We start from the raw sequence: 15,802 nt of genomic DNA, 5'->3' as shown, positions 1-15,802 counted from the left end.
AGAATGACCAATATTCATCAGTTTACAGTTAAAAATGGCCAGGGACAGGAAGTGGATCTGGCATCGTACCGCGGCAAAGTAGTACTTATTGTTAACACCGCCAGTCAATGTGGGTTTACCCCACAGTACCAGCAATTAGAAGCATTGTATCAACAGTATAAAGATCGTAACTTTGAAATTTTAGCCTTTCCTTGTAACCAGTTTGGCAGCCAGGAGCCCGGCGACAATAGCGATATTCAGCAGTTTTGCCAGTTAAATTACGGTTTAAGCTTTCCGGTTATGGCTAAAATTAATGTCAATGGTGTAAAAGCGGCGCCCCTGTTCGAGCATTTAAAAGACAGTGCCCGCGGACTGTTAAAAACCCGTGCGATTAAGTGGAATTTCACCAAGTTTTTAATTAATAAACAAGGCGATGTCGTAAAACGCTATGCCCCTCGCACTAAACCGGCCAGCATTGCTCAGGCAGTAGAAGATTTACTGTAACTTTGATCTGGCGCTAATTATCAAAACGGTAGCTGATCTACACTTAGCCTAACTAAAAGGGTTGCATGCAGGGAGTGACAGATGAAAGTTGCGGTGTTCAGTGCCAAAAAATACGATCAGGACGGCTTTGCGCAGTGGGCGGATCCGAGCCTGCAATTCAGTTATTTTGATAGTCGCTTAAACTCGTTGAATGTGAAGTTAGCTCAGGGTTGTCATGCTATCTGTGCCTTTGTAAACGATGAATTATCAGCAGAGGTATTGCAGCAGATGTCAGAAATGGGCATTGAAATGGTCGCTCTGCGCTGTGCCGGTTTTAACAATGTGGATCTGGATACGGCCAAAGCGTTAGGTATCCGGATTGCCAGAGTGCCCGCCTATTCACCTGAAGCGGTAGCGGAGCACACCGTAGCAATGATGCTAACACTAAACCGCAAACTGCATAAAGCGTTTAACCGGGTACGAGATGATAACTTCGCTATCGACGGCCTGCTGGGTTTTAATATGCATGGCAAAACCGTTGGCATAATTGGCACCGGTCGGATTGGACTGGCCACCAGCCATATTTTAAAAGGCTTTGGCTGCAAACTATTATGTTATGACATTGAGCCTGCAGCAGAGCTGGCAGGACATTATGTCAGCCTGAATGAGCTGTATGCCCAGAGTGATATTATTAGTCTGCACTGTCCGTTAAACCCGGCCACTAAGCACCTGATCAATAGTGACTCGCTGGCAAAAATGCGCGATGGCGTCATGCTGATTAACACCAGCCGCGGCGGCCTGGTCAATACTAAAACCGTAATTGAAGGTTTAAAAAGTCGGAAAATTGGTTATTTGGGGCTAGATGTTTATGAGCAGGAAGCCGATATCTTTTTTGAAAATTTATCTGAAAAAGTTATAGATGATGAGGTATTTAAGCGGCTACTCACCTTTCCTAATGTGCTGATCACCAGCCATCAGGCCTTCTTTACCAAAGAGGCGTTACAGCAAATTAGCAGTATTACCAGTGACAATTTAATGGCATTTGCCGGCGGTAATACCACCGGCAACGAATTGATACAATAATTAATGTTTCAGAAGCGAGCGCCTTAGCTTCAGGCGTCGTCGCTCATTTCATCAATTAAGGTTTCAGACAATTCATCTGGCATGACAACTACGCCCGGGCCATCGGCGTCTGGCAATACAGCAATGGCTAAATCATCACCAATTAAACCTGAAGTCCATTTATCCAGCCAGGTTTTTACATCAATCGACTTGGCAGTGCAGTGTTGCCACTCCCCTTCAATCCATTGCTGTGCAAGTTCAGCATGGGGCCATACCGGAATGCAGCGCTCTTCTTCGGCGCTGACCAGCACAAAACCTTCTTCATCAGTTAAAATCCAGATTTCTTCTAAATCGGCCACGGCCTGGATAAAGTAGTCGTATCGTTGCTCGGCATCCAGCGCCACAATCCGGTTTAATTCTTCAGGGCTTAATTGATATTCCATAATGGTTTCCCGCAAATATAAAAAAGTGTGCTAATGATGACGGATCTGCCCGTATAAAGCCAACAGAAAAACCATTTACCCCAGTTGGCTAGCCAGAAATAACAGCAGCGCGTAGCGAGCGCCTTTACCAAGGGTAACCAGCAGTAGAAATAAACCAAAACGAACCCTTAACGTGCCGGCTACCAGAGTTAGCGGGTCGCCGACTATGGGTAACCAGGCCAGTAGCAGGCTCCAGCTGCCGTAACGCTTAAACTGAGTTTCGGCTTTGGCTAACTGCGCCGGGCTAACCGGAAACCATCGTTTATGCTGGAAACGCAATAACTCTTTACCCAGATACCAGTTAACACATGAGCCCAGGGTATTGCCGCTGGTCGCTGCCAGCCAGAGACCGAAAACGGCATAGCCCTGCTGCTGCAATGCCAGTAATACCAATTCTGACGAAGCAGGTAATAAGGTAGCGGCAATAAAGCCGCTGGCAAAAAGCGATAGATAAGGAATTAACACTGATATGATGCACCCGGATACAATATAACGCCGGCACTGTAGCAGATTATCTGGCTAAGTTAATAATGTGATAGCCAAATAGCCGCTAATGAAAGTCCCGCGACTTAGTGGCAAATGCGGCCAGCTCAGCGCTTAAATCGGTAAGGCGGCCGGCAATGACATGAGTCACTTCGCCCTCCCGCTCTAAAATGCCATCAACCTGCAGTATTTGCGCGGTTAAAAACGCCTGCTGCTGGGCCTGTGCGGTAGCAAGCCAGACCACCACATTGGCAGTACCGGTTTCATCTTCCAACGATAAAAAGGTCACGCCAGCAGCAGTACCCGGGCGCTGACGCAGAGTAACCAAGCCGCTAATCCGCACCGGACTTTTATGTCGCACTTCAGTTAATGCTGCAGCAGGAACCGAGCGCGGCAATTTACCTGCCTGGCGCAATAACGCTATCGGGTGTTGCTGCAAGCTCAGGCCGGTAGCGGCATAATCTTCCAGTACTTCTTCTATCGCGGTAGGTGCGGCTAACTGGCCACGTTGCAGCGTCGATAGGTTATAGCCTGACGATGTTTCTGCTAACGCCGGATGAGCTTTTGTATTAAAAGTTTCGTCAGCTATAGCGATTGGGTTACATTCTGTTTCATCCGCAAACAGCGGCAGGCTGTGCTGTTTATCCAATAGTTGCCAGCGACTATTGTACCTGTCGCCACTTATTGCGATCAAAGCATTAGCACTGGCCAGCGCCTGTAAATCAGCCCTGTTTAAACCCGCCTGACGTACCTGACTAAGCTGGCTGTACCCTGCTGCCGGCCGGTGTTTAAGCAATAAAGCAGCACCAGCCGCACTTAGCCCTTTAACCTGGCGTAACCCCAGCCGGATAGCATATTCCTGCGACTGCGGCTGTAAATCATAATCCCAAAATGAGCCATTAACACATACCGGCAACACCGCGACATTGTGCCTTTTTGCATCCTGTAACAGTTGCGAAGGGCTGTAAAAACCCATGGGTAAGCTGTTGAGCAATGCGGTATAAAACGCTGCCGGGTAATAATGCTTTAACCAGGCAGAAATATACGCCAGCACCGCAAAGCTGGCCGAATGCGACTCCGGAAAACCATATTCACCAAAGCCACAAATTTGCTGATAAATTCGCTCGGCAAATTCCAGCTGATAGCCGCGGTTTAGCATGCCGTTAATCAGCTTATCTTTAAACTGCAACAACTCACCTGTTTTTTTCCAGCTGGCCATCGCCCGGCGTAACTGATCAGCTTCGCCGCCAGTAAAACCGGCAGCTACCATCGCCAGCGCTATTACCTGCTCCTGAAAAATAGGAACGCCCATGGTACGGCTTAATACCTGCTCCACTTCCGGTGATGGATAGCTAACCGGCTCGATGCCATTTCGCCGTTTTAAATACGGATGTACCATATCACCCTGAATAGGCCCGGGCCGGACAATGGCAATCTGCACCACTAAGTCGTAATAACACGCTGGCTTTAAGCGCGGTAACATACTCATTTGCGCCCGCGATTCAATTTGAAATAAACCGACGGTATCGGCATGTTGGATCATTTGAAACACCGCCGGATCATCGCCCAGTGCATTAATACCGGCAATACTGAGCGACCGCTGATAATGTTGCTGCACCAGACTGAAACACTTACGAATGGCAGTGAGCATTCCCAGTGCCAGTATGTCGACTTTTAACAATTCCAGCGTTTCTAAATCATCTTTATCCCATTGGATCACGGTGCGATCGGCCATGGCGGCATTTTCTACCGGCACCAGTTCATACAGCGGCCCTTCGGAGATAACGAAGCCGCCTACATGCTGCGATAAATGCCTTGGAAAACCACGTAGCTCTTCCACTAACTGCACCAGCTGACAGGTCGTCTGGCTATTACTGTCCAACCCAAGGGCGCCCAACTGCTGCTGCCAGCTGGTAGCCGAATCACGCCGCTGAATATTTTTAATCAGAAAATCCAGCTGACTAACCGGTAAACCCAGAGCTTTACCGACATCACGTAAGGCACTTTTAAACCGATAGCTGATTACCGTTGCTGCCAGAGCTGCCCGTTCCCGGCCATATTTCTGATACAAATACTGGATCACTTCTTCGCGCCGCTCATGCTCAAAGTCAACGTCAATATCCGGCGGCTCTTGTCGCTCTTTTGATAAGAAACGCTCAAATAATACTTGTATCTGGCGGGGATCAACCGCGGTGATCTGCAGGCAATAGCACACCACCGAATTAGCCGCAGAACCACGGCCCTGATATAAAATTTGGCGGCTTTGGGCAAACTGCACCACATCGTGAATGGTCAGAAAAAAATATTCATAGTTAAGCTCACGGATCAGGGTCAGCTCTTTATCAATTAATGCCTGTACTCGTGGTGGAACTCCATCGGCAAAACGTTTTTTACTGCCCTCTTGCACTAATTTCTGCAGATAACTGCTGGCCGTTTCGCCCTCAGGCACCAGCTCAGCCGGATACTGGTATTTCAGTTCACTCAGGTTAAAACTGCAGCGCTTAGCAATAGCGCTGGTTTCGGTAAGCCAATTTTGCGGAAATAATTTTGCCAGCTTGGCTAAGGGCCTAAGCGCGCGCTCAGCATTACTGAGCAGTTCACGGCCAAGCTCCCGGATAGGTTTACCAACCCTGATAGCACTAACACAGTGCTGTAGTGCCAGGCGCTCTGGCACATGCATAAGCACAGCACCGCAGCAAATCAGCGGCAGTTGGTATTGCAAAGCCAACTGCTGACAATAATCACTGAACTCCTGTTCGTTATGGCTTAAGTGCCGGCGCATCGCCAGCCATAGCCGACCGGTTTGATACTTTTGCAGCCACTTTGCCCAGTATTGATCACTGTCGTCATCAGCACTGGGAAACCATAAAATAAAACAATGCTTAACCGACATCAGATCCCATTCGGTTAGCTGGTAGTCGCCTTTGCTGCTGCGCCGCCTGGCATTGGTAATGACCCGGCAAAGTTCACTATAAGCGTTCTTGTCGGGACATAGCAGCACCAGTTGCAACTTATCCAGTTTAAACATACTGCCGACAATTAACTTCAGCGCCAGTTGTTGCTCGTTAATACAACGATAAGCCCGCACTACCCCGGCTACCGAGCACTCATCGGTAATAGCCAGCGCCTGATAACCGAGCGCCGCTGCCTGGGTAACCAATTCAGCTGGAGAAGACGCGCCCTGCAAAAAACTAAAATGGCTCTGGCAAAACAATTCAGCGTAATTCATGGCTTCTTCCGCGCTTAACTAAATAAACCATGCACAAACCATTGTTGGTTGGCGGTGCGGTATAACCATAACCACTGGCCCTGCTGGTTGCGGCCAATAAAATAGTCACGCTGCGCCGCTAGTTGCCAGCCATCGGGACACAGCCGTTCCGGTCCCTGATTAATGGTCACTGCTTCGGTCAGTGGCTGGGGTTTATTGAATAAAAACGCCGGGCGAAGCGCTAATACCTGAGCTTGAACTTGTGCTTTAGTCTGGTTGTCAACCAAATCGCCTTTTAGCAGCGGCAGGCTCCTCAGGCTGGCATGCTCAGGTAAATGCTGGTTTAGAATCGTTAAACCGGTAACGGCAGCGCGGCCTAAGCGGGCCTGCAACAGCGATATCAGCTGTAATGCCGACATTCTGGCCTGATGCTGATTAAATAATGCTGCAGTCGAATGCTGCTGGCCGGCAAAGTGATTAACATCCAACTGCAGACCATACACCGGTTCGGGCAAAGGCAGGTTCTCTAGTTGCAGCTGACATAATGCCAGCCAGGCCTGCGCTTTATATTCGCCCTGGGCCGAACCGATACTCAGCTTAAGCGGAGGATTATCCCGGAAAAACAAGCTAAGCAGCAACTGATAGCACTGACAGTTGGCCTGGCTGAGTTGCTGCTCCAGTTGTTGTAGCAGTGTTGCTAACGGTTTAACCAGCACAGTGCTGTCGCTAATGTCATACAGCAGTTCCAGATATCGGCTGAAACCAGGCTCGGGTTGCAAATACTCCAGCGCATGATAGTAATCGCCCCGTAATCGTCCCAGATAGCTAAGCAACTGACTGTCGAAGCGCCGGGCCAGTTCTGCCGGTGGCAAAGCCTGTAACTGGCCCAGGGTATGGATACCCAGCCGGGTCATTTGCAGCTGCATTGCTGGGATGAGCTCTGTTGCACTAAGCGGGCTGCTGTTAAGCGCGTTATTAAACAACCGGTTATCGGCAGTAATTAACCCCGCCTGCTGATAAGCCAGGCATTTAGCTGCATAAGGCGTTGCACCACAGCTGTACTGATAGCGGTAAGTCAGTGCAGTAAGTTTTGCGCTAAGTGCCTGCCAGTAAGGTTCAAGCCCGCCATAAAGCTGCAACATGCCATCAAGACGCAGAATAAGCCCGGCGGGTTTATCTAAAGCTATATCACTGCTTACCTGATACAGCTGCTGGGCAACGCTATGCAGTACTTTAGCTTGCTGCTCTGGCTGATAGGGCAGCAGCTGCAAGTCCGGGCACAGCGCAGCCGCACTGGCCAGGCCCATTTTCAGTTTCAGACCGGCATTAATTGCAGCAGCATTTATTTGTAATAGCTGATGCTGCTGATCAACCAGTGCGACCGGCAACTTGCTGCTTTGGGCACTAAGTTGCAGATGATCTAACTGCAGCGCCGGAAAATGCAAATATAAAAACAACGCCATCTCAGCCAGCCTGTCGCATCGGCTGTGCAGTCGTGTCGGCTAAACACAACGCTGGCCATTGCTGTTGCATACTGACCCGAAACGGTGCCGCCGGCCAACTCCCTTTACGTTTAAGTACCGTTAACTGCAGCCCGAACGGATCTGGCTGCAGGCTGATACTTAAATTCACCGGCAGGCTTAAGGTTTGGCTGCAGTGTCTGAACACAATCATGCTGGCAGCGCCCTGCTCTGCCGCCAGTTGTAACCGCCGGGCCTGAGCTAAGCTGATGGCCGCAGGCCATAGCAACACACTGGCGCAACAGCCACTTTGCAGACACTGCTCAGCCGCCCATAACGCTTGTTGCTGCTGGTTGTTTTGCTTTTGGTTGTTTTGCTTTTGGTTGTTCTTTTGGTTTGCCGCCGGCTGCTTCATTGGCGTGATAATCAGCACCTGGCTGAGATCAAGCCCGGCACCTGCCAGCATATCTGCACTTAACTCAGCCGGTGTGCCAATGAATACCAGCAAACGCTGGCTCTGCTGTTGTTGCTGTTGTAAATAAGGTAACAGTAGGCGCAGCTCGCCTATACCGGCTTCGGTTTGGATATCAATCAGGCCGGTTGCCGGCAAGCCGCCAGCTAACTGCTGATCCAGTTCAGGATAGCCTGAGCTAACCGCCTGATAAGCAAGTTGCTGGCTATCGTCATGCCATACCAACTGACGTCGGCTTAGTTGATCTAGAAGCGCTGACATAAACCACCACCAAAATACTGTATATTAATACAGTATATCTAATGAAATGGCAGATGCAAATATGATAAGCCAGAGAATTAAGCTGGCATTAAGCTCAAGGGGGCTACAACTTGGTTATAACCGAACAGGAGTGTCACCATGAAAAGTACTATTTTTGTTATTTGCAGTTTTGCTTTAGTGTTAAGTCAGCCGCTTATGGCTAAACCCGATCACGATAAATCACTGCCACCAGGCCTGGCAAAAAAAGTGGAAAGCGGTAAACCCCTGCCACCAGGCTGGCAGAAGAAACTCTCTGCTGGTCAGTTTCTTGCTGATGATTACTATCGTCGTAGCACGGTACTGAGAAAGCCTAATGCCGATGGTATTATTACCGTGCAGATTGAAGGCACAGTCATTGAGCTATTTGAACACAGCCGGGAAATCGTCCGAATTTTGGAAGGTAAGCGCTAACACTTTCTATGTAACAGGGTCAGAACTTCAGAATGGCTGCTGTGGGCGAACATATCAAACAGCTGTACTTTCAGCACTTGATAACCGGTCAGGTGTTTCAGATCCTGAGTCAGGCTCTGCGCATTACAACTGGAGTACATTAACCACTGTGGTGAAAGCCGCTCAATATCCTGACATAGCTTTTGCCCCAGACCGCGCCGGGGTGGGTTTACTACCAGTAAATCGGGTGCGACTGCGGCTGCTTTAGCAAAAGCCGTCGCATCCAGCGCCTGAAAGCTGACATTGAGCAAGCCCAGTTCAGCCGCTGAACGTTTAGCACTGGCAATGGCTGCCGGCGCAATCTCAATTCCCATCAGACTTTGGCCGGGTTTTACCATATGCAGGCCAAAGCCACCGACCCCGCAAAATAAATCCCAGATCTGGCTAAATGGTCCTTGCTGTTGCTGCAATTCCTCAGCCCATTGTGCTGCTGTGCGATACAGGCTGGCCGCTACTACTGGCTGAGTCTGAAAAAAACTTTGCGGCTGCAGGTACAACGGCACCTGATTCAGCTGCTCTGCCAGCACCGTTTGCCCGGTTAAGACTATCTCCTCAGCACCTTCCAGAATAGCTGCGGCAGCCGGCTGCAAATTCACCGAACAAAGCTCAAGTTCAGGCAATTGCTGCGATAACCAAGGTAAATGCTTGATAATCGCTGCCAAACAGTTTTTAGAACGCAGTACAAAGCGCAGCATAAAGCGGCCGCTGTGCAAGCTCTGGCTAAGCAGAATATATTTCAGCTCACCACGGCGGCTGGCAATATCATAAGGGGTAAGGCCAGCGCGGCTGATAAAGGCTTTGCACAAGCTAAATACCGGCGCAAAACTGGCCGGATATAACGGGCAATCAGCCAAATCGACCTGCTCACCCTGTGGATTAGTAATACCCAGAGTTGGTGCTGCAACACTGCCAAGCACCACCATTTTCGCTTTATAACGAAAGCCCTGCTGCTCACTGGCCACCGGGTCCAGCACTTGTGCTGACTGAAAAGACTCCAGCAAGGTTACAAGCTGCTGCTGCTTATCGGCCAGTTGCTGTGAATAAGGTTTTGCCAGCCACTGGCAGGATTGACAACGTTTAGCATGAAAGTGGTGGCAATGCATAACTAACCTCAAATCGAATTGAGATAGTTTAACGACAGATTGTGTTGCCACCAAGCATTAACAGCGGAAGTTAATTCACAAAGCACTTTCCACTACCTGGCCGTCTTTTTTATAAATCACCCCGTTTTTCATGACCAGGCTGACATCTGACAGCCGGTTAATATAACGCAACACATCGCCTTTTACGGCAATAATATCTGCATACTTACCTTCACTGACCGTGCCTAACTTATCTGATACCCCCATCATTACAGCAGGCCAGTATGTTGCTGCCCGTAAGCTATCCATAGCGGATATCTCCATCACTTCAACCCATACTGCCAGCTCATTCCAGGTACTCTGGCAATGAAATTTAGTAGGTATACCACTGTCTGTTCCAACCAAAAATACCACACCAGCTTCTTTTAACTGAGTAATTTTATTTTTTAATGTCGGCTTTCTCAGTGGCGTTAGTTGCATGTAACTCAACTTGCCTGGCTGTTGTAAAGACTGCTTAATATCAGCGATCGTATCGGGCTTAAGGCCACGCTGCCAGCAATCTGCATCCAGATGTTCCGGGTTCGCCACCATAGCATCATAGTTCCATAAACCTTCTACTGTCGGTGTCCAGAACAAGGGCCCCCCTGCCACACGACCGGTGGCAGTGCGCTCTTTAAGCTGGGTGAGTACATCTTCCGGGAATCCCGGAGCGGTTGTCAGGCCGGTATGTTCAAAGTTATCCACGCCAATAGCCAGCCCACGCCGTATCTCATCCGGCCGGTGTGCATGGGCTACCACTTTTAAGCCGTGTTTGTGTGCTTGCTCGACAATTGCCTGAGCTTCCTGCAGGCTCATTTTGTCCTGATCGATAAGCTTGATTATATCAACACCCGCCTCGGCCAGTTTGTCTACTTTTTGCCGGGCATCCTTAACGCTATTAATACTCCAGCGAAATGCCTCAGTACCAGGATAAGCTTTATGCTGCAAAAAAGGCCCTGACACAAACAAACGAGGGCCGGGTATTTTACCTGACGCTATTCGTTGTTTAATATTGATCGAATCTTCAAGCGGAGCCCCTAAGTCCCGGGCACTGGTAACCCCCGCTAATAATAACTGTAAGGCGCTGGCTGGCATAATTTCATCTGACAGCCGGTTTATATAGGTTTTATCCCAATGTACATAATCGGCATGACCATTTAACATCAGGTGGGCATGGCTTTCCCACAAACCGGGTAATACATCCATCCCCTCAGTTGAAATAACCAGATAGCCTTCAGGTATTGGCAAAGTTGCTACCGTACCAACCTGAACGATCGTATCGTCTTTTATCAAAATAACGCTGTTGGCCAAAGGAGGATTACCATAGCCGTCAATCAGCCGACCTCCAACTAAGGCTGTATTTGCGGCCATGACATCACAGACCATCAGCCATAAACTTATCGTTATAATTATTAACCGCATCATCAAATCTCTCAGTTTATTTTTTTAGTAAGTTCTGTTTCAACTTAGCTGCATTACTGCGATTAGACCAATCGTTTTAACTGATAAAACCGCGTATTGGTCTGGCAATTAAAATTGCAACCCTGCATTAACACAATATGCCTGCTAAACTTAAAAATAACTGCGTGACGCGAGGAACAAAATGGATTTTAGTAGCACTGATCCGCAACACAGCGCCATTAATCAATTTCAGCGGGTGCGCCGTCAGACCCTGGCGTTAACCGAGGGGTTAACCGCTGAAGATATGGTGGTGCAATCTATGCCAGATGCCAGTCCGTTAAAGTGGCACCTGGCCCACACCAGCTGGTTCTACGAGCATTTTATTTTGCAGCAACACCATGATGAATATCAGCTGTTTAATCCAGACTATCAGTATTTATTCAATTCTTATTATGATGCCGTCGGCCCCAGACATGCCCGCCCCGCCCGGGGTTTACTGACCCGGCCACCGCTAAAAGATATTCTGGCTTACCGCCAGCATATTGAAACGCATATGGTTGCTTTACTTGAGCGCCAGTTGCCTGAGGTTGCAGCATTACTTACCCTGGGTTTACACCATGAAATGCAGCACCAGGAATTAATGCTAACCGACATACTGCATTTATTGTCAGCTAACCCGCTGGCGCCGGCACTGCAGCAGCAAACCGCAGCTTTTTCTGACGGCCAAGCACCAGCACCGCTAATGCTAAGCCATCAGGGCGGCTTGCTGCAGATAGGTGCCAGTAATGAAGGCTTTAGTTATGATTGTGAAAACCCGCGCCACCAGGTTTATTTGCAGCCGTTTAAACTGGCCAGCCAGCCGGTAACCAATGGCGAGTGGCAACAGTTTATCGATGATGGTGGTTATCAAAATCCGTTATTGTGGCTTTCCGACGGCTGGCATTGTGCCCAGCAGCAAGGCTGGCATGCACCACTTTACTGGCAACAGCAGCAACAACGCTGGTTCAGCTTTGGCTTAAATGGTTTGCAACCGCTAAACCCCGCTGCGCCGGTATGCCATATCAGTTATTACGAAGCCGATGCTTATGCCCGCTGGGCCGGGAAACGCTTACCGCGGGAGCAGGAATGGGAAGTCGTTGCTGCCAAGCAGCCACAAAACCTGCACAGCGCTAATTTTCTGGAACAACATATCTGGCAGCCCACAGCGTGCACCAGTAAGACCGGCTTTGACAAACTGTTTGGTGATGTTTGGGAGTGGACGCAAAGCCCTTACACTGGCTACCCCGGCTTTACGGCAGCCCAGGGCGAGCTGGCCGAATATAATGGCAAATTTATGGCAAATCAGTTTGTGCTGCGCGGAGGGTCCTGTGCATCACCCCGCCAGCAATTACGCAGTAGTTACCGCAACTTTTTTTATCCACATCAGCGCTGGCAATTTAGCGGCCTGAGATTGGCGGAGGATCAATAATGACAACAGCACTCTCGTTTTATCCAGCCTCAGATTTAAACATCACCCCGTTTATCCCGGCTGTGGATCGCAATTTCGCTGATGATGTGATCAGTGGTCTGGCATTGCCTCAGAAACAACTGCATGCCAAATACTTTTATGATCAGCAAGGCTCCGATTTTTTTGACCAGATTTGTCAGCTTGAAGAGTACTATCCTTATCAAACTGAGCTCAACTTACTGCCGAAGGTTGCCTCAGATTTAGCCAACACTTTCCCCACAGACTGTACCATCGTCGAATTCGGTGCCGGTTCGCTAATTAAAATTAAACCATTACTAAGCGCCATGCCCGGTATTCGGCAATTTATCCCGATTGATATCAGTGGCATCCATCTGGAGTTGGCCTGTCAGCAGTTACAATCTGATTATCCCGATTTAACCGTTAAGCCCGTGGTAGGTGATTTTTGCTTTCCGGTTGAACTGCCGGCGCTTCACAATCAACAAAAAATAGGCTTTTTTCCGGGGTCTACTATTGGCAACTTTTGTCCTGCCCAGGCTGCCAGCTTTTTAGAAAATGCCCGCTGCACGCTGGGGCCAGACAGCCATTTGCTGATCGGTGTTGATACTAAAAAATCCCCGTACTATCTGCACCGCGCATACAATGATGCCAATGGCATTACTGCCAAATTTAACCGCAATATTTTAAGCAGGATTAACCGTGAACTTGGCGCCAACTTTGTGCCGGAGAACTTCGAGCATTACGCCTTTTATAATGCCGGACAGGGCCGGGTAGAAATGCATCTGGTCAGCACTGCTGAACATGTGGTTGATGTGTTTGGTACAGCGGTATCGTTCGCAGCGGGTGAAAGTATTCATACCGAAAATTCTTACAAATATACCCCTGACGAATTTTGCCAGCTGGCCACAAGTGCCGGCTGGCACGTAGAGCAGACCTGGCTGGCAGAAAAGGATTTATTCGCTACGTACCTGCTGCGAAACCACAATTAAAGGCTGGCCTCGCTAACGTTGATGGTGACACTGGCAGCACCACCTAAGTCATCCACCACGGTTAGTTGCACCTTGCCTGGCTGCCCTTGCCAGAATAAGGTCTCGCCAGGGGTTACTGCGCCAAGGTAACGACTATTGGCAAACCAGTGCGCCCGGGTTACGGTGCCATCAAAGCTGGCTTGCAGGGCAATTTGGCTAAGGCGTGTCGCCGAGTCTATATCTGAGGTGTGTTGCTGCAAATCTTGTTGTTTTATCACGTAACTTAGCCGGGCCTGGGGTGAGCGAATTTGTGGCGCCTGATGGTTTAACATCTGCTTACCGGAACACGCTTGCAGGTAACGCGGTGGCTGCGCCAGGACAATGCCAGATTGCTGCATAGCCATACTGATCTCCGATGGCCAGAACTCAAAAACCTTCAGCTCGGTAATGCCGGGCTGGTGAACACAAGCTCTGAGGCCACTGGCCATATTAATGGGTACGGCCCGGTGTATGTCAGAGACCCTAATCGGTGATACGCCCGGAATAAACCAGCCTGACTCGGTTTGCGGACAATACTTATTAGGCAAATCGCCACTAACACTGCACAGCTCTACTTTTTTCAGGTTTAAATGTATTGCCGGGCTGAATAATTGCTGGTTATGCTGCGGGTTCTCCGGCAATAACGCCAGCAACTCAAACAATAGTGGCCCGGCTGCCGTGCGCCCGACTAAATTAGAGTTACTGCTGCCATCAAAATTACCCAACCACACTGCCAGCACATAATCACCGCTAAGGGCAATGGCCCAGGCATCACGAAACGCATACGATGTACCGGTTTTCCAGGCAACAGGCCTTTGCGCCGTCAACTTGCTTAGTAAACCGTTTTGTACCCTGGGGTGCTGGCGCAACATATCCAGGGTTAAGAAGGCTGCCTCGGCGCTTAACACTTTTTCTCTTAATATAGGCTGTGCTAACCGTTCACGCGCAGGTTGCTGTTGCCAGGCCAGGGCTTGCCAGTCCCCACCATTACCCAGCATGGCATATAACTGCACCAGCTGTGCCATGCTAAGCTCCATGCCACCGAGTACCAGTGCTAAACCATAATGGCTGGCGGGTTGCTCCAGCGGCACTCCTGCCGTCTGCAGCCACTGATAAAAATCGGGCTGCTGCAGCTCTGCCTGTAATTGTACCGCAGGCAGATTGCGGCTGTTAATCAGCGCCTCGGTAGCCGGCAGCGGTCCGGCAAACTGACGGTCAAAGTTTTCCGGGTTAAAGCTGCCATAACGCCGTGGTAAATCTGTCAGTAAGGTTTTCGGGTGAATAAGTCCCTGCTGCAGCGCCAGCGCATACACAAAGGGTTTTAAGGCGGAGCCTGGCGAGCGGGGGGCGCTAACACCATCAACCTGGCCAGCAATAACCTCATTATTAAAATCTGCCGAGCCCAGCCACGCTTGCACCTGCAGGGTACTGCGCTTGATCAGTAACACACTGCCGTTATTAATGCCTTTGTCTTGCCGGCGTATTAAATACTGGTTTAGCTGCTGTTCAAAGCGTTGCTGCAGAGGTAACTGTAAACTGCTGTAAAAGCGCCCCCGCTGCAAGCCCTGTGCCCGCAACTGATTAATAAAGTGCGGCGCGTATTGTGGTATCTCTGCCCGGTTTAAATAGCGCAGCGGTAAATCTAACGGCGGCAGTTGTACGGCTGTGTCATTGGCTGCGTGCAGAAACGGCTGCTGGTGCCAGATTGTAATAAGTCGCTGCCGGGCCAGCTCCAGTTGCTGCTGACCTTCAATACTTAACGGGCTACGTTTAGTAGGATTTTGCGGAATAACGCTTAATGCCAGCGCTTCAGCTAATGTCAGCTGACTGGCCTCTTTGCCAAAATAAATCAGGCTGGCGGCGGCAACACCTTCAATATTGCCACCATAAGGCGCGTAGTTAAAATAAGCTTCCAGCAGTTCACTTTTAGTAAAATGACGCTCAAGGTACAGCGCGTAAGCTAACTGGTGCAATTTACCACCAATGTTACTGGTATTCAGGCCAAAGCGCAGTCGCGCTAATTGCATACTCAGGGTTGACGCCCCCTGACGGCGACCATTTAACACCACACTTTGCCAGAATGCCCGGCCAACTGCGGCTATATCAAGACCATAATGTTGATAAAAGCGGCGATCTTCGTACAAAATGGTCGCTTGCTGCAGTACCGGCGCAATCTCAGCCAGTGGCAGCTTTAAACGGTAGCGCTGATCGGGTGCTAACCGTAAACTCAAAAGCTGACCATTGCTATCAAAGTAAGCGCTACCCTGCTGATAACCCGCATATAAATCGGGCCTGGCTGATAGCACAAGCAGCAGCGTAAAGACCAGCAATCCGGCTACCAACAAACTAAGCAGCGCTAAAGTCAGCCATCGAAGGTAGCGGATGCATTTGTTGGCCCAAAGCTGAAAGCTGATCATGCTACGCATGGC

The 15,802-nt window shown here is 49.6% G+C and carries 13 protein-coding genes; 5 read left to right on the top strand and 8 right to left on the bottom strand.

The window, feature by feature from the left end:
- Positions 1-3: 3 nt before the first annotated feature.
- Positions 4-483, top strand: coding sequence for a glutathione peroxidase (locus B2X65_RS07195; RefSeq protein ID WP_290611580.1), 480 nt, complete (start codon positions 4-6; stop codon positions 481-483).
- An 81-nt stretch (positions 484-564) separates the two neighbouring features.
- The gene (locus B2X65_RS07190) at positions 565-1,545 is read left to right on the top strand and encodes a 2-hydroxyacid dehydrogenase (protein ID WP_290611579.1); all 981 of its coding nucleotides are present in this window, start codon (positions 565-567) and stop codon (positions 1,543-1,545) included.
- A 29-nt stretch (positions 1,546-1,574) separates the two neighbouring features.
- Here B2X65_RS07190 and B2X65_RS07185 read toward each other — a convergent pair whose 3' ends face one another.
- The 5 genes from B2X65_RS07185 to imuA form a co-directional block, all read right to left on the bottom strand.
- Positions 1,575-1,967, bottom strand: a complete 393-nt coding sequence (locus B2X65_RS07185) for a DUF2750 domain-containing protein (protein WP_290611578.1) — start codon at positions 1,965-1,967, stop codon at positions 1,575-1,577.
- A gap of 75 nt (positions 1,968-2,042) precedes the next feature.
- Positions 2,043-2,471: a YqaA family protein gene (locus B2X65_RS07180; protein WP_290611577.1), complete on the bottom strand. Its 429-nt coding sequence runs from the start codon at positions 2,469-2,471 to the stop codon at positions 2,043-2,045.
- Between the two features lie 85 nt (positions 2,472-2,556).
- A complete protein-coding gene (locus B2X65_RS07175) occupies positions 2,557-5,718 on the bottom strand; it encodes an error-prone DNA polymerase (RefSeq protein WP_290611575.1) in 3,162 nt (1,053 codons plus the stop codon).
- A gap of 14 nt (positions 5,719-5,732) precedes the next feature.
- Positions 5,733-7,160 (bottom strand): Y-family DNA polymerase, encoded by a 1,428-nt coding sequence (locus tag B2X65_RS07170; protein WP_290611574.1) that lies wholly within the window; start codon positions 7,158-7,160, stop codon positions 5,733-5,735.
- Position 7,161: 1 nt separating this feature from the next.
- Positions 7,162-7,890 carry a translesion DNA synthesis-associated protein ImuA gene (imuA, locus tag B2X65_RS07165; protein WP_290611573.1) on the bottom strand — a complete coding sequence of 243 codons (729 nt, stop codon included), beginning with the start codon at positions 7,888-7,890 and terminating at the stop codon, positions 7,162-7,164.
- A 138-nt stretch (positions 7,891-8,028) separates the two neighbouring features.
- Here imuA and B2X65_RS07160 point away from each other — a divergent pair, with 138 nt between their 5' ends.
- Positions 8,029-8,340: a hypothetical protein gene (locus B2X65_RS07160; RefSeq protein ID WP_290611572.1), complete on the top strand. Its 312-nt coding sequence runs from the start codon at positions 8,029-8,031 to the stop codon at positions 8,338-8,340.
- Here B2X65_RS07160 and rlmC read toward each other — a convergent pair.
- Both rlmC and B2X65_RS07150 read right to left on the bottom strand, forming a co-directional pair.
- Entirely contained in the window at positions 8,337-9,482 is a 1,146-nt protein-coding gene (gene rlmC / locus B2X65_RS07155; RefSeq protein ID WP_290611571.1) for a 23S rRNA (uracil(747)-C(5))-methyltransferase RlmC, read from the bottom strand. The genes B2X65_RS07160 and rlmC overlap by 4 nt on opposite strands.
- A gap of 75 nt (positions 9,483-9,557) precedes the next feature.
- Positions 9,558-10,925 (bottom strand): amidohydrolase family protein, encoded by a 1,368-nt coding sequence (locus tag B2X65_RS07150; protein ID WP_290611569.1) that lies wholly within the window; start codon positions 10,923-10,925, stop codon positions 9,558-9,560.
- A 178-nt stretch (positions 10,926-11,103) separates the two neighbouring features.
- Between B2X65_RS07150 and egtB the strand changes: the two genes are divergently transcribed.
- Positions 11,104-12,369 (top strand): ergothioneine biosynthesis protein EgtB, encoded by a 1,266-nt coding sequence (gene egtB / locus B2X65_RS07145; protein ID WP_290611567.1) that lies wholly within the window; start codon positions 11,104-11,106, stop codon positions 12,367-12,369.
- Entirely contained in the window at positions 12,369-13,355 is a 987-nt protein-coding gene (gene egtD / locus B2X65_RS07140) for an L-histidine N(alpha)-methyltransferase (RefSeq protein ID WP_290611566.1), read from the top strand. The genes egtB and egtD overlap by 1 nt, the downstream gene beginning before the upstream one ends.
- Here egtD and pbpC read toward each other — a convergent pair.
- On the bottom strand, positions 13,352-15,799 hold the full coding sequence (gene pbpC, locus B2X65_RS07135; RefSeq protein WP_290611564.1) for a penicillin-binding protein 1C: 2,448 nt from the start codon (positions 15,797-15,799) through the stop codon (positions 13,352-13,354). The genes egtD and pbpC overlap by 4 nt on opposite strands.
- Between the last annotated feature and the right edge of the window lie 3 nt (positions 15,800-15,802).

This window comes from Arsukibacterium sp. UBA3155, from assembly GCA_002364615.1.
Lineage (GTDB): Bacteria > Pseudomonadota > Gammaproteobacteria > Enterobacterales > Alteromonadaceae > Alishewanella.
Note: the sequence above shows the minus strand (reverse complement) of the source record. Positions and strands in the feature narration are given on the sequence as shown.

What these genes read in the sequence shown, in the direction of transcription:
- B2X65_RS07160 (WP_290611572.1), top strand. Translation starts at nt 8,029, where the DNA reads ATGAAAAGTACTATTTTTGTTATTTGCAGTTTTGCTTTAGTGTTAAGT.
- pbpC (WP_290611564.1), bottom strand. Translation starts at nt 15,799, where the DNA reads ATGCGTAGCATGATCAGCTTTCAGCTTTGGGCCAACAAATGCATCCGC.
- B2X65_RS07190 (WP_290611579.1), top strand. Translation starts at nt 565, where the DNA reads ATGAAAGTTGCGGTGTTCAGTGCCAAAAAATACGATCAGGACGGCTTT.
- egtD (WP_290611566.1), top strand. Translation starts at nt 12,369, where the DNA reads ATGACAACAGCACTCTCGTTTTATCCAGCCTCAGATTTAAACATCACC.
- imuA (WP_290611573.1), bottom strand. Translation starts at nt 7,890, where the DNA reads ATGTCAGCGCTTCTAGATCAACTAAGCCGACGTCAGTTGGTATGGCAT.
- B2X65_RS07185 (WP_290611578.1), bottom strand. Translation starts at nt 1,967, where the DNA reads ATGGAATATCAATTAAGCCCTGAAGAATTAAACCGGATTGTGGCGCTG.
- egtB (WP_290611567.1), top strand. Translation starts at nt 11,104, where the DNA reads ATGGATTTTAGTAGCACTGATCCGCAACACAGCGCCATTAATCAATTT.
- B2X65_RS07175 (WP_290611575.1), bottom strand. Translation starts at nt 5,718, where the DNA reads ATGAATTACGCTGAATTGTTTTGCCAGAGCCATTTTAGTTTTTTGCAG.
- rlmC (WP_290611571.1), bottom strand. Translation starts at nt 9,482, where the DNA reads ATGCATTGCCACCACTTTCATGCTAAACGTTGTCAATCCTGCCAGTGG.
- B2X65_RS07150 (WP_290611569.1), bottom strand. Translation starts at nt 10,925, where the DNA reads ATGATGCGGTTAATAATTATAACGATAAGTTTATGGCTGATGGTCTGT.
- B2X65_RS07195 (WP_290611580.1), top strand. Translation starts at nt 4, where the DNA reads ATGACCAATATTCATCAGTTTACAGTTAAAAATGGCCAGGGACAGGAA.
- B2X65_RS07170 (WP_290611574.1), bottom strand. Translation starts at nt 7,160, where the DNA reads ATGGCGTTGTTTTTATATTTGCATTTTCCGGCGCTGCAGTTAGATCAT.